Below are 13,685 nucleotides of genomic sequence, written 5' to 3'. Positions count from 1 at the left end.
TCGATTCTTTTTTGCGTGAACGTACTAAAACGAAAGGTGAGAAATCAAACATTTAACAAATGAACGCACCCGTTTCTTTGTGTAAAATAAGAAAGAGAAGGATTTATTAACGTCACGACTTAAGTTCAAATTATAGAAAAGGTGCGTACCATGATCATCATCATAGATAATTACGATTCGTTTACGTATAACTTATTTCAATACTTTCAACAAATGACGGAAGAGGTGCGGGTTTACCCGAATGACCAACTCACCATTCACGATGTCGAACAGCACGACCCGGATTTGATCGTGCTGTCACCAGGCCCCGGGAACCCTGATGAAACAGGAATCAGTCGAGAAGTGCTGACTGCCTTCAGTGGACGTGTCCCCATTCTTGGTATTTGTCTCGGTCATCAGCTGATTGTCGATTTCTTCGGTGGATCGGTCGAGAAGGGAGAGAAGCCTATGCAGGGGAAAGTCACGCGGGTGACGCATGACGGAAATACAATCTTCAGCGGGCTTCCTGAAACACTCCGTGTGACAAGATACCATTCGCTCATTACGCCTGAAGAAAAAATGGCTGCCTGTCTCGAAGTCAGTGCAAGATCAGAAGAAGGCGTCGTCATGGCAGTCAGACATCAGTCGCTCCCGATTGAAGGCATTCAGTTCCATCCTGAATCGATTATGACCGAATATGGTTATGACATGCTGGAGAAAGCCTACGAAGCGGCTCTTCTCTATAGAAAGGAGAAGGTCCGATGAACCAAGAAGACGTGAAGCTGATATTCGAATTTGCAGATAAGAACGGCGACGTCCGTCCGTTTGCTTTTCTTCGACCTGTACACGTGCTGACGGCCTCTGACACGAACGAAGTGACAGACGCCTTCCGCGAAATCGAAGCGTGGCTGGAAGACGGGTATTATGCTGCGGGGTACGTATCCTATGAAGCAGCACCTGCCTTTAACGAGAACCTTGCCGTCCATCATCAACCGGGCTGGCCGCTTCTTTGGTTCGGCATATTTGAACAGCCTTTTCAAAAGGAAACTGAAGAATCCTCTGGTTATGATGCGTCGAACTGGAAGATGAAGGGGGATTTTGATCAGTACCAAGCAGGGATCGGTCGAATCAAAGCGGCGATTGAGCGTGGCGACACATATCAGGTCAATTACACGACGAGACTCGAGGCGGATTTTACAGGGGATGATTACAGCTTCTATCGTCAACTCGTAAGGAACCAGCAGTCCTCCTACAGTGCTTATCTTCAAATGGGGGACAAGAGCCTGTTGTCTGCTTCCCCCGAACTGTTTTTCAGAATCGATGACGGGCTCGTTACAACGAAGCCGATGAAGGGCACAGCAAAGCGAGGGCGGTTTATCGAAGAAGATCAGGATCAGGTCGATCATTTGTTGACGTCTGAAAAAGAGCAGGCAGAAAACCTGATGATTGTGGATCTATTGCGAAACGACCTTGGGCGCATTGCCAAGCCCGGTACAATCCGAGTTCCGAAGCTGTTTGAAGTGGAGACGTATCCGACGGTTCATCAGATGACTTCTACTGTACAAGGCGAGCTGCCTGAATCCTACACGTTCCTCGATGTATTCCGCGCCCTCTTTCCGTGTGGATCGATTACAGGTGCACCAAAAGTCCGTACAATGGAATACATTAAGAAGCTTGAATCCTCACCACGTGACGTGTACTGCGGAGCGATCGGATTTATGACGCCGAATCATGAGGCCGTCTTTAATGTTCCGATCCGGACCGTGATGATCGATAAAGCAAAAGGACGAGCTGTCTACGGGACAGGTGGTGGTGTCACGTGGGACTCCACTTCACACGGAGAATACGAGGAGATTATGACGAAAGCGCGTTTTCTGAAGGAATCAAGGCCGGAGTTTTCGCTGTTGGAGACGATGAAGCTGAAAGATGGGGCGTATCCACTGCTTGATTTCCACTTGAGACGCGTTCAGGATTCAGCTCTTTATTTTCAGCGGAAGTGTCATATAGAGGAAGTGAAGAATCAGCTGCGTTCCATCGCAGGTGAAAACCCTGTCGGCACATTCAAAGTGCGTATGCTCGTCGATGAGAGCGGAACACCGGAAACAGAGGTTACACCTGTGACAGACGAGAAGGAGTCGATCTCCTGTAAACGTGCAGCAGAACCAGTGGATGTAGAAAATCCGTTCCTTTTTCATAAAACAACCCATCGTAAAGTGTATGAACAGCATGTCGATCCTCGGGTTTCCACGGTTTTATTATGGAATCAGAAGCGGGAACTGACAGAATTTACGATTGGGAACGTTGTCGTAAAAAAAGACGGTGACTATTACACGCCTCCAGTTTCTTCCGGACTGCTTGCGGGTACCTTCAGACAGCAGTTGTTAGAGGACGGCGTAATCAGGGAAAAGGTTTTGTATATCGATGAATGGGGTGAGTTTGAAGAGATTTGGTTCATCAATGGACTCAGAGGTTGGTTGAAAGCGGACTTTTTGATGGAAGGGAGATGAGCTTAATCAAACATATCGTATTTTATGATGCCCAGTGCCCGTTCTGCTTTTATTTCAAAAAGACACTTCGTCTATTCGATTGGACGGACCAAATTAAATGGGTGGCCGTTCAGGAAACCCGTCAGAATGGTACGTATCCATACTTAGAGGGACGGGATACGCTCGATGAGATTCATATGCTGACGAAAGAAGGAGAAATCAAGCAAGGGTTCTACACGATCCGCAGACTGCTTCTTGCGCTGCCGCCTTTTGCTTTACTCGCTCTCCTGCTTTATCTTCCGGGCGTTGACCGAGTGGGCCCTCCTTTATACAGATGGGTGTCCGCCAACCGGCACCGATGGTTCGGACGCTATGATCTGCCTCGGTATGCATGAGAAAAGAAGGTTTTGAATCAAATTGAGAGGTAAGTGGGGTGGAAAATAACTCGCTTTCCGCGGGCGGCGCCGAGTCTCCTCGGACTATCGTCCTGTGGGGTCTCGCCACAACCGCTGATCCCGCAGGAGTCTCATCATTTTCCATCCCACTTTGCGATAAAAGGGACTTCAAAACCTTATGACATGAGGTTATCGAACGATCATTTTTGACAACGAACATGTTGGTGCCATTGTATCCAGTGAGAAGCGATAGCCGATAACCTACTGGCTTGTATTGTAGAAAAAAGGTTATTAAATCAATTCTACTTTTTATTTTTTTTCATGAGACGATATCCACCGAATACAATGACGACGACCGCTAAGATCATGGAAAACCATTGATCCTGAACCAGCCCTCGGTAAAGTCCGTTGGCGATGAAGGCAAGGCAAAGGAGAGTGAATAGAATCAGTGTTCCTTTATTCATGTCGTTCCTCCGTTCTATGAATGTCTACTACCATTCTAAACGAAATCCCTTTGCGCATACCATGACTTTCGATGTTTTACTCAGGGAGGTATGATTTTACAAAAGCGGCATTAGCGTATATTATACAAGTATAATATAAGAATCGGTGAGGAGAGCGAGTATGAGTGAAGAGCTGTTGTACATAGGCGAGAAAATTATGACCAATCATCGTTTGTTGGCTGAGCGCGTCGAACAGATGGAGGAGCTGGAAGGCGAGCATTGGTCCAGTCAGGAATTCATAGCAAAGAGAGAACACTTATTTACTTACCTGGGTTCGATTATTTCAGGAGATATGGAGGTGGATGAAGCCGAAAAGAAGATTAAAAGATGGTCTGTGGAGATCGGAAATCTAGCAATAGAAGTAGACATCGAATTGAATCACCTTCTTCATACCTTCAGCTTAACTCGTAAAGCGATCTGGTCCATTTTCGAAGATGAGATAGAAGAAAACCACTTCAGTCCCTCCACTATCTTAGAAGTAAACAGACAGACCATGCCCTTATTAGATACATCCATCTACTATATTACAAAAGTTTATTTAAAGCACCATAAAGAAGATTGGAAAAGGACGCAGGCCACAATTGCGAAGCTGTCAGCCCCAATGGTCCCGGTGACAGAGGGCGTTGCCGTTTTAACCGTGGTAGGAGAAATCGACGGGGACCGTGCCCAATACCTGATGGAAAGCTCCTTGAGCCAAGTAGCATCTATGGATTTGAATCATCTATTGATTGATGTATCCGGCGTGCCTGTCATTGATACGGTTGTCGCTTCCCATCTCTTCCAGGTGATTCAGGCGATGGAACTAGTCGGGGTAGATACGACCTTAACCGGAATGCGGGCGGAAATTGCAAAAGCAGTCGTAGATATGGGAATTGAATTCACTTCCGTCAAGACGAAGGCGAGTGTTCAGCAAGCCTTAAGCAGCATCGGCTTCGAAAAGAAATAAGCGTGACAATTCTTATTTGATACGGGCGGTGCATGGGATGCACCGCCCGTATTTTCTGCTTTAATGATTGGGTGACATCGTCATTTTATAGTATTTATAGAGTGCCTGCGTTCCGTCGTTATCTCCGCCGTTTTCACTCAGTTTATCGTACAGCTGTTTTGCAAGTGTGAGACCCGGAACAGGAACGTTCAGTTGTTCAGCGGATTCAATCGCTAGCTTCATATCTTTGATAAAGTGTTTCACATAGAATCCAGGGGCGAAATTCCCTGCAATCATCCGTGGCGCAAGGTTGGATAGCGACCAGCTCCCGGCTGCTCCGGATTCAATGCTTTGAAGGACGCGGTGTGGATCGAGCCCTGCTTGTTCGGCATAGAGAACGGCTTCGACTACGCCCATCATTCCGGCTGCAATGGCAATTTGGTTACACAGCTTTGTATGCTGTCCGGCGCCGGCAGGTCCTTGGAGTACGATGTTGCCTCCCATCACCTCAAAGACAGGCAGGACACTGGCGAAGTCAGCGTCATCTCCTCCAACCATAATGCTGAGTGTACCGTTTTTTGCTCCAACATCTCCACCTGAGACAGGGGCATCCAAGGCATGGAGGCTTTTTTCTTGGGCAGCCATACTAATTCTTTCGGCAAGCTTTGGAGAGGAGGTGGTCATATCGATGAGGTATGTTCCAGGGCGGGCATGTTGCAGGATTCCTTCATCATCGAAGTAGACGGACTCTACATCTTCCGGATAGCCTACAATGGTAAGGATTACATCCGATTGTTCTGCTAGAGTACGCACAGAAGACTGCCAGTTTGCGCCTTCCTTCAGCAGTTCCTCAGCTTTCTCCTTCGTTCTTGTAAAAATGTTCAACGTATAACCGGCCTGCATCAAGTTGCGTGCCATACTTTTTCCCATAACTCCGGTGCCTACAAGGCCAATCACAGGTTTCTCCATCAATCGTTCTCTCCTTTTTTATGTAAGAAGGGGGCGCTGTTGCGGCGCCCCACTGTTATTATTTCTGGCTAGGTTCGTTTACTTTTACAAGTTGTTTACCAAGGTTCTCACCGGTAAATAAGCCGAAGAAGGCATTCGGGATATTTTCAAACCCTTCCTGAATGGTTTCCTCGTAAGTCAGTTTGCCTTCCTGTACCCATTTGGAAAGGTGTTGGAACCCTTCCTGGAAACGATCCTGATAATCCCCGACTGTGAACCCTTTGATGAGGGCACTGGACTTAATCAGGTGCATCTGCATGCGTGGACCTTGATCGTTCGGTACGTTGTAAGAAGCGATCGCTCCGCACTGTGCGATCCGCGCGAATTTATTGAGTAGAGGGTAGACCGCATCCGAGATATCTCCGCCGACGTTATCGAAGTAAACGTCCACGCCGTCTGGACATGCTTTCTCCAGCGCATCTGCCACGTTTTCAGTCTTGTAGTTGATCGCTTCGTCTACCTGCAGCGTATTCTTCAAGTAGTCGATCTTGTCGTCTGTACCTGCGATGCCTACGACTCGGCATCCGACAATTTTCCCGATTTGAGCTACGACAGTTCCGACAGCGCCGGCTGCACCGGAAACAACGATTGTTTCCCCTTCTTTAGGTTGTCCAATGTCCATTAAGCCGAAGTAGGCCGTCAGACCAGGCATTCCAAGGATGCCGAGTGAATACGTGATCGGTCCAAGGGCTGGATCCACTTTACGAAGTTGGTCCCCTTGAGCCGTGCTGAATTCTTTCCAAGGCAGCATGCCCGTAACAATGTCCCCTTCGTTCAGACCATCATATTTTGATTCGACGATTTCAGCTACAACGCCTCCTGCCATCGGTTCATTCAAGGCAAAAGGAGGAATGTAAGATTTCGTATCGTTCATTCTACCGCGCATATAAGGGTCAACCGAAACATACAGCAGTTGAACAAGCACTTCCCCTTCAGCAGGGCTTGGTTTCTCCCCATTTACGATTTGAATATGTTCATCGGTCGGTGTCCCTTCCGGTCGTTTTACCAGGTGAATTTCTTTATTCATCGTTCGATCACTCCTTAATGTGAATTCTAATTCATTTTAACGCGATTCGATAGAAAAAAGGAAATATATTGATTGCAAGTGTGCAGAAAGGTAGCTTAGGAGGTAGGGGGGATCAACATGGTCTATGAAAAAGTAAAATTCGTAGAAGGGGAGAACTTCATAACGGTGGAGGACACAGCGGCTTTAACAGAAGCGGAAATGAGAGCGTTCATTTCCAGATTCACGAATGATGAGCGTATGAACGAAGTCGATCATCTCTCGATTCTTCTAGATGAATCCTTTTCAGCGGATATTGAAAAAGAACTGCAGGCGCATGGTTTTGTCCTGCATGATGAATCTGTATTTGTCAGGCGGGACCTGACGACGCTACCCGAAGTGAACGACCGATTTGAGCTCCGGTCATTGCTCGATGTTTCCACATCGACGTTTCAATCCGTTTGGGAACGGTCCATGCAGGGTTCATCTAATGCTCCATCTTACTTGCAAATGGATGAGCAGATGCGAAGCGTTGAAAAAGAGCTCGGACCTACCTATGTAGATACGTGCAACATCGCTTATGAAGGAGACAAAGCCATTGGCGTTGTTCTCCCGCACATCGAACCTGGTACAGAAGACGAAGGACGCTTCTTCTTCTTCGGGCTCTTACCGGATGAGCGAGGCAGAAAAAAAGCCGCACCTCTTTACTGGCAGGGATTGAAGGCTTTGAAGGAAGACTTTGGTGCAACGTACAGTATTGGCGCGACGAGTGTGAATAACAAAGCGATGCAGCAGGTGTTTGCGACTTGTGGATGTGAAGTTACTCATCGGGTCAAAGTTTATAAAAAGAGGAAGGGGTCCTGAAACGGTAGAGAGGTTCGATCGACCGTTCGTTTGAAACCAAGAAGAAAAGGAGCAGAGACTGCATTGTCCCTGCTCCTTTGTCTACGTATGAGTTTGCAGCCATTCCCGTTCGTCTTCGGAGAAGGCACGTGAGCGGGTCAAGAATCGTTTCCCTTCCACACCCTCTACGGAAAACATGCCGCCTCTTCCATCCACGACATCAATGATCAGCTGTGTATGCTTCCAATAATCATATTGCTTTTTGTTGATATAAAACGGAGTCTCGCCGATAGAGCCTAGATGGACATCCTGTGTGCCAAGAATCAAGTCGCCCTCAGGGTAGCACATCGGGGAGCTGCCGTCACAACAGCCGCCGGATTGATGGAAAATCAGCGGGCCGTGTTTTGTCTTCAGCTTCTCAAGCAGTTCGATGGTCGCGTCGGTTGCTGTCACCCGTTCAACCACTTGTAAAACCTCCTTCGGTTTAGAAGAATCCTAATTTCTGCGGGCTGTAGCTGACAAGCATGTTCTTCGTCTGTTGGTAATGACTCAGCATCATCTTATGGTTCTCACGGCCGACACCAGACATCTTGTAGCCGCCGAATGCCGCATGGGCAGGGTAGGCGTGGTAACAGTTTGTCCATACACGTCCGGCTTCGATGCCGCGGCCGAAGCGGTATGCCGTGTTCATGTCGCGTGTCCAAACGCCGGCACCCAGACCGTAAAGCGTATCATTCGCAATCCTCATCGCTTCTTCATGGTCTTTGAACGTCGTGACGGATAGCACAGGTCCGAAAATCTCCTCCTGGAAGATTCGCATGTCATTGTTTCCTTTGAACATTGTCGGCTGAACATAATAGCCACCTTCAAGGTCGCCTTCCATTTTGTTCTGAGCACCACCAGTCAGGCATTCTGCTCCTTCTTCTTTCCCTACTTCTAGATAGGAAAGGATCTTCTCAAGCTGTTCCGAAGAAGCTTGAGCACCCATCATGACCTCAGGATCAAGCGGGTTTCCGACTTTAATTGATTTCACGCGTTCGATGGCGCGCTCCATGAACTCATCATAAATGGATTCCTGGATGAGGGCACGGGAAGGACAGGTACAGACTTCGCCTTGGTTGAGCGCAAACATGACCATTCCTTCAATCGTCTTATCGAGGAAGTCATCGTCTTCCCTCATGACATCTTCGAAGAATATATTCGGAGACTTTCCTCCGAGCTCCAGTGTGACAGGTATGATATTTTGTGAAGCGTATTGCATAATCATCCGGCCGGTCGTCGTCTCACCCGTAAAGGCAACCTTCTGAATTCTAGGGTTCTGTGCCAGCGGTTTACCCGCTTCAAGCCCGAATCCATTCACAACGTTCAGAACGCCGGCAGGAAGGAGATCTTCAATCATCTCGAGTAAAAGGAGAATGGAGGCAGGCGTCTGCTCTGCAGGCTTCAACACGATACAGTTTCCTGCAGCTAAGGCAGGTGCAATTTTCCAAGTGGCCATCAGAATCGGGAAGTTCCAAGGGATAATCTGACCGACGACGCCTAATGGCTCGTTAAAGTGATACGCAATTGTATCGTTGTCAATTTCACCAATTGAACCTTCTTGAGAACGGATGACTCCGGCAAAATAACGGAAGTGGTCGATGGCAAGAGGGATGTCGGCATTCAATGTTTCACGTACCGCTTTTCCGTTCTCCCATGTTTCCGCTACGGCAAGCTTCTCCAGGTTCTCTTCCATGCGATCGGCAATTCGGTTCAGAATCAGAGAACGGTCTGTGACCGACGTACGTCCCCACGCGTCCTTCGCTTCATAGGCCGCATCAACCGCAAGCTCAATGTCATCTTCAGTGGAGCGGGGTACCTGACAAAATACTTTTCCTGTTACAGGAGTCACATTATCGAAGTACTCTCCATTGACGGGTGGGGTCCATTTTCCGCCGATGAAATTATCGTAGCGTTCCTTATACTGAACAATCGATCCTTCTGCATTTGGAAATGCATATACCATAGTTCATTCCTCCTTTTAATTGCAAACGCTTACAAAAAAGTTTATGTAAGAGTAAGCTTTCTAGTTAAATCTACCATTTAATCGTAAATTTTTCAATAATCAGACAAAAGATCGGTTTTTTCGTTTTCTAATAGATTTGGTATAATACGAGTATCTCTTACTATGAAGGAGCCTGATCGATGACCACTACAAACCGAGTCATGCTCGTGGATGGAATGGCACTCTTGTTCCGTGCTTTCTATGCTACGGCTATGAGCAATTATTATATGATCAACAGTAAAGGAATTCCGACCAATGCCGTATATGGCATGATGAAGCACTTGTTCACAGCGATCGAGACGTATCAGCCGACCCACGTCATCTGCTGCTGGGATATGGGAAGCAAGACGTTCCGTAATGAGCTTTTCTCAGAATATAAAGCCAACCGGGGAGGGCCACCTGAAGAGTTGATTCCTCAATTCGACCTTGCAAAAGAGGTCGTGGCATCGCTCGATATCCCGAACATTGGCCAAGTAGGGTATGAAGCGGATGACTGCATGGGTACGCTAAGCCGTGTCTACAGTGAAGACTCTCAAGTTTTTCTACTGACAGGAGACCAGGATTTGCTGCAGCTGCTAAGACCCAACGTCAATGTCGTTCTATTGAAAAAAGGATATGGCAACTATGCGGAATACCATGAAGATGCTTTCGTCGAAGAAAAGGGCATCACACCTGAACAGATGATCGACTTGAAAGCCTTGATGGGAGATACGAGTGACAACTACCCGGGTGTAAAAGGAATCGGTGAGAAAACCGCCCTGAAACTGCTTCTTCAATATGAAACGATCGAAGGCATCCTCGAAAATATCGACCAGCTCACAAAAGGGCAGAAGAACAAAATAGAAGAGAACCTCGAGATGCTTCATCTATCCAGAAAGCTTGCACGGATTCACTGTGAAGCAGATGTCGATTGTTCATTGGAGGATGCGCTGTTCTACATCAACCAGGATAAGATGGCGGCGAAGTTTGATGAGCTGGAGTTTAGGAATTGGGAGAAGAATATTGTGAGGATGTAAACAAAAAGGGAGCCCTGATGGGGTCCCTTTTTTGCATTATAGTAAATCTTCTTGGCGTGATTCGCTGAATCGGTTCGCTTCTTTATAACAAGAAGAGGCTTTCTTATACATCCGCTTATCGTAATAGATGTCACCTAACATTTCTAGATATTCTCTGTAACGCCTGTGATTTTCGATTTTTTTGATATGGGGTAGAACTTCTTGTTCAAATTTCTTAAGAAACGCATCAGTGGATGTTGTATTTTCGATTACATTTCTCAGTACATAAAATTTATGGAGGTGGAATGTTAATTCATTTTTTTCAGCAAGACTTTCCCCTTTGTGAATAAGCTCCCAACATTCTTTCATATTCTCAAGTCGATAATGAGAGGAGGCGAGTAAATAAATGGTGTTCACTTCAAAGTCTACATCCGGCGTCGGTATTTCATGAGCTTGTTCTAAATAGTATTTGCTTTTTTCGTATTCTTTCTTTTTCAAACAGCCGAAGCCTATGTTCTCAAGAATTCTCCTCTTCGACTCGGGATCTTCCTGTTCGTCAGAAACTTTTAAGATCTTAAGGTAATATTCCTCGGCAATGTCGTAGCTTCTCAAATACTCGTAATTGATTGCAATAATCAAGTAGGTGTCTATTATCCTGGAGTAATTTAAGTCTTTAAAGTAGCCTTCCAGAGCCAGTTGACCATAATAGTTGGATTCAACCGCGTGTGTTACCAGTCTGGAGTAAGCCATACACAAATGAAAATATGTTTCCGTATCTCTGAAGTGAATGAACTTCAAAAAAGATAAAGTTTTCTTAAAGTGATCTAAAGCGGCCTGGAGGTCGTTACATAATAGGTAATGGATCCCTAGTGTCTTGTGGAAGAAAAATTTGTACTCTTTATTCGAGAAATCATAAATGTTGGTTAAGTCATGAAGTAATGGTTCAGAAAGAGGCTTAAAATCGATTCTCATGTCATGTCGTGCTTTAATAATTTTATAAAGATTATTCAATTCGTTGTTTTGATTATTGCTTATACCGTTTTTATATTGATTATCGTACTGCTTCATTAAATCTTCATTTTGTAATTGGGCTGCTTCGTGCCAATCTAAAAGGTCCTGGTAAACACCCTCATCAAATTCTTCGTTTATATCTATCAGTTTTATATTTAAGCGCTTCTCTAGTAAAGAATAGATCTCATCACTTGCACTGATGCTGTTGTGTTCAATTTTACTTAGATACGAGACAGAACAGATTCCTTCAGAGAGCTCCTCCAACGTCATCTTATTTAATTTACGATGCTGCTTAATCAATGTTCCCTTCATACCCTCACCCCTTTAAAGCGTGCTGGTAACAGTATATCAAAATACGGAAAGGGGAGGGGTGGATTTGGAATAGGAAAAACTATCTGGCAAATCAAATGAAAAAACCCACCCTGAAACCAGGGTGGGTGTGTCATGCATTTATAGAGATTTCAGGGCGTCTTCAATTTGAGTGTCGCCTTGAATCATTTCAAATGTTTTGTGATAAGCGTTCGGTTCTTGCAGGCAGGCGATCATTGTTTTCGCAACATCGGCCCGGGAAATGGTTCCTTGATCAACTTTTTCACCGACTTGGATTTGGCTCGTGCTTTCATCGTGTGTCAGTCCGCCGGGGCGCACGATGGTATAATCGAGCTCTGTTGATTTCAAGTAATCGTCCGCTTCGCCTTTCATCTTCATGTAATGTTGAAGAGATTCCGGACCGCGTTCGGGTTCTCCCGCCGCCATACTGCTCAGCATGACGAATTTTTTGATGCCGAGGCTTTCTGTCGCTTTTACTAGGTTGATGGCTCCATCGCGGTCAACCGCTTCAGTCTGGTCAGCACCAGTGCTTCCTCCAGACCCTGCAGCAAAAATCACGGCATCCATGCCTTTCACTGCATACCCGACATCACTATGTGTGACGTCAGCGAGCACAGGAGTCCCTCCCAGCTCTTCAATCTTTGCTTTCTGTTCTTCTTTTCTTATTAATCCGAATGGCTCGTGGCCAGCTTCATGTAAATATTGAACAAGCAGACGACCTGTGTGACCGTTTGCTCCTGCTACTAGTACTTTCATAGACGTTAAGCACTCCTTCCAATTTATGTGTAACTCCGTAATTAATTATCCGTTTCTGTTAAGAATTAAACATCATCGGACTCAGAGTTGTACATTTCAGGAAAGCAGAGCTCCTGGTAATTGCACCTCGAACAGACGCGTGGGTCGTCCTGAAGTGGGAACTGATGAAGGGGGAGGGGCTCATTTTTAACCGGGTCGTTTAAATAGTCCTTCATCCGTTCAATGCTCGCTTGATACAGGTGCTGGACGTTGATCAAATCCTGCTTCGTCAACTTATGATCCACATGCCCACCCTCGAGTAAGTATTCATTTCGGATTACGATTTGATCGATGGACTCGATCTTATACTTCTGTTGTAGGTATAGGGCATACAAAGCAAGCTGGTTGCGGTCTTCTTCGGACTTTTTCCCGGTTTTCCAATCGACAATCACCCATTTATCTTCCGCCAGGTTTTTATAAACTAAGTCCATAACGATAAAGACTTTTACTCCATCTGTCTTCATAAAACGGAATTTTTCCGAATCGATGAACTGCATATCCCGCTTGTTCAGGACATCGGCGAATGACTGGCTCGCAAAGAAGTTTTTCACCGTCGTGTTCAGACGGTCCGTAATCTTCTTGACCTTTGCTTGAGGCAGGGTATTCGTCTGACTGTAGTAGATTTCGTGAAGCATAGTATAGTGCTTCGGACGGTTACGCCAAAGGTGCTCTTTCCGAGTCGACTCGATGAATCCACGATTCAAGTGGTGTCGGATCTCATCGACGATTTTTTCTTCGGAAGGAAGTTCTTTATCTTTCAATACGTCTTGGATGATTTGATAGATCAAGTCGTGCACAACACTACCGAAATGCATCTCAAGGTTTGTTACTTTCTTCAGTCTGTATGCCTGCTTTGCGAGGGAGTCCGCGCTTGAAAGCCACCCGTTGTGGGAGGTGTAATAGTCATAAGCATATTTCCTGAGACAGGTAAGCATTGTTTTGTGCCGTGAAATCGACCACGACAGTTCGGGATAGGGTTTAATCTCAAACATCTATTCATCCTCCCTTACTTGATAGTCTGCCAGATTCACTCGGCCATTGATGACCGGTATTCCTTCGCTTTCGAGGGACATCCTCTGAATCTCATACCCCTCTTCATCTCGGATTGCTACTTTTCCCTGCGCGTTGATGACTCTGTGCCAGGGAAGATTGTATTTGTCGCTCATAGAGTGTAAGGCACGTGAGACCTGTCTTGCGGCTCGTGGGTTCCCGGCAAGCCGCGCAACCTGGCCATAGGTCATCACTTTTCCTTCAGGTATATGTTGAATGATTTCCAGTACATTTTTCGTAAAAGGCTGCAATCTTATAACCTCCTGACTCTATTCTACCTCATATCACAATCGAATAAATAGAAGTGATACAATAGTC

15 protein-coding genes are annotated in these 13,685 nt (G+C 46.1%); 6 read left to right on the top strand and 9 right to left on the bottom strand.

Going from position 1 to position 13,685, the window contains the following annotated elements; genetic code table 11:
* Positions 1 to 150 precede the first annotated feature (150 nt).
* From LCM20_RS11475 to LCM20_RS11465, 3 genes are read left to right on the top strand one after another with little or no spacing between them, the layout of a single operon-like run.
* Positions 151 to 744 (top strand): anthranilate synthase component II, encoded by a 594-nt coding sequence (locus tag LCM20_RS11475; protein WP_225195595.1) that lies wholly within the window; start codon positions 151 to 153, stop codon positions 742 to 744.
* Complete coding sequence (pabB, locus tag LCM20_RS11470) at positions 741 to 2,486, top strand: aminodeoxychorismate synthase component I (RefSeq protein WP_225195594.1); 1,746 nt, start codon at positions 741 to 743, stop codon at positions 2,484 to 2,486. Before LCM20_RS11475 ends, pabB begins: the two co-directional genes overlap by 4 nt.
* Entirely contained in the window at positions 2,483 to 2,860 is a 378-nt protein-coding gene (locus LCM20_RS11465) for a thiol-disulfide oxidoreductase DCC family protein (RefSeq protein WP_225195593.1), read from the top strand. Before pabB ends, LCM20_RS11465 begins: the two co-directional genes overlap by 4 nt.
* A 302-nt stretch (positions 2,861 to 3,162) precedes the next feature.
* Here the strand turns inward: LCM20_RS11465 and LCM20_RS11460 are convergent, their stop codons facing one another.
* Entirely contained in the window at positions 3,163 to 3,324 is a 162-nt protein-coding gene (locus LCM20_RS11460) for a hypothetical protein (protein ID WP_225195592.1), read from the bottom strand.
* A 160-nt stretch (positions 3,325 to 3,484) separates the two neighbouring features.
* On the opposite strand from LCM20_RS11460, the gene LCM20_RS11455 reads away from it, so the two are divergent.
* A complete protein-coding gene (locus LCM20_RS11455) occupies positions 3,485 to 4,309 on the top strand; it encodes an STAS domain-containing protein (RefSeq protein ID WP_225195591.1) in 825 nt (274 codons plus the stop codon).
* A 60-nt stretch (positions 4,310 to 4,369) separates the two neighbouring features.
* Here the strand turns inward: LCM20_RS11455 and LCM20_RS11450 are convergent, their stop codons facing one another.
* Together LCM20_RS11450 and LCM20_RS11445 are read right to left on the bottom strand one after the other, a co-directional pair.
* Complete coding sequence (locus LCM20_RS11450; RefSeq protein ID WP_225195590.1) at positions 4,370 to 5,257, bottom strand: NAD(P)-dependent oxidoreductase; 888 nt, start codon at positions 5,255 to 5,257, stop codon at positions 4,370 to 4,372.
* Between the two features lie 58 nt (positions 5,258 to 5,315).
* Positions 5,316 to 6,323, bottom strand: coding sequence for an NADP-dependent oxidoreductase (locus tag LCM20_RS11445; RefSeq protein ID WP_225195589.1), 1,008 nt, complete (start codon positions 6,321 to 6,323; stop codon positions 5,316 to 5,318).
* A 117-nt stretch (positions 6,324 to 6,440) separates the two neighbouring features.
* Between LCM20_RS11445 and LCM20_RS11440 the strand changes: the two genes are divergently transcribed.
* A complete protein-coding gene (locus LCM20_RS11440) occupies positions 6,441 to 7,163 on the top strand; it encodes a GNAT family N-acetyltransferase (protein ID WP_225195588.1) in 723 nt (240 codons plus the stop codon).
* A gap of 81 nt (positions 7,164 to 7,244) precedes the next feature.
* Here LCM20_RS11440 and LCM20_RS11435 read toward each other — a convergent pair whose 3' ends face one another.
* Complete coding sequence (locus tag LCM20_RS11435; RefSeq protein ID WP_225195587.1) at positions 7,245 to 7,607, bottom strand: DUF779 domain-containing protein; 363 nt, start codon at positions 7,605 to 7,607, stop codon at positions 7,245 to 7,247.
* Positions 7,608 to 7,626: 19 nt separating this feature from the next.
* Entirely contained in the window at positions 7,627 to 9,147 is a 1,521-nt protein-coding gene (locus LCM20_RS11430; protein WP_225195586.1) for an aldehyde dehydrogenase family protein, read from the bottom strand.
* Between the two features lie 179 nt (positions 9,148 to 9,326).
* On the opposite strand from LCM20_RS11430, the gene LCM20_RS11425 reads away from it, so the two are divergent.
* Positions 9,327 to 10,202 (top strand): 5'-3' exonuclease, encoded by an 876-nt coding sequence (locus LCM20_RS11425; protein ID WP_225195585.1) that lies wholly within the window; start codon positions 9,327 to 9,329, stop codon positions 10,200 to 10,202.
* Between the two features lie 36 nt (positions 10,203 to 10,238).
* Here LCM20_RS11425 and LCM20_RS11420 read toward each other — a convergent pair whose 3' ends face one another.
* From LCM20_RS11420 to LCM20_RS11405, 4 genes are all read right to left on the bottom strand, one after another.
* A complete protein-coding gene (locus tag LCM20_RS11420) occupies positions 10,239 to 11,504 on the bottom strand; it encodes a helix-turn-helix domain-containing protein (protein WP_225195584.1) in 1,266 nt (421 codons plus the stop codon).
* A gap of 138 nt (positions 11,505 to 11,642) precedes the next feature.
* Positions 11,643 to 12,278 (bottom strand): SDR family oxidoreductase, encoded by a 636-nt coding sequence (locus tag LCM20_RS11415; protein ID WP_225195583.1) that lies wholly within the window; start codon positions 12,276 to 12,278, stop codon positions 11,643 to 11,645.
* Between the two features lie 65 nt (positions 12,279 to 12,343).
* The gene (locus tag LCM20_RS11410; protein ID WP_225195582.1) at positions 12,344 to 13,309 is read right to left on the bottom strand and encodes a PD-(D/E)XK nuclease family protein; all 966 of its coding nucleotides are present in this window, start codon (positions 13,307 to 13,309) and stop codon (positions 12,344 to 12,346) included.
* Entirely contained in the window at positions 13,310 to 13,618 is a 309-nt protein-coding gene (locus LCM20_RS11405; protein WP_225195581.1) for an MGMT family protein, read from the bottom strand. It abuts the gene before it with no gap.
* Between the last annotated feature and the right edge of the window lie 67 nt (positions 13,619 to 13,685).

The organism is Halobacillus litoralis (genome assembly GCF_020171725.1).
Lineage (GTDB): Bacteria > Bacillota > Bacilli > Bacillales > Halobacillaceae > Halobacillus > Halobacillus litoralis_F.
This window is presented reverse-complemented; position numbering and strand designations above follow the sequence as displayed.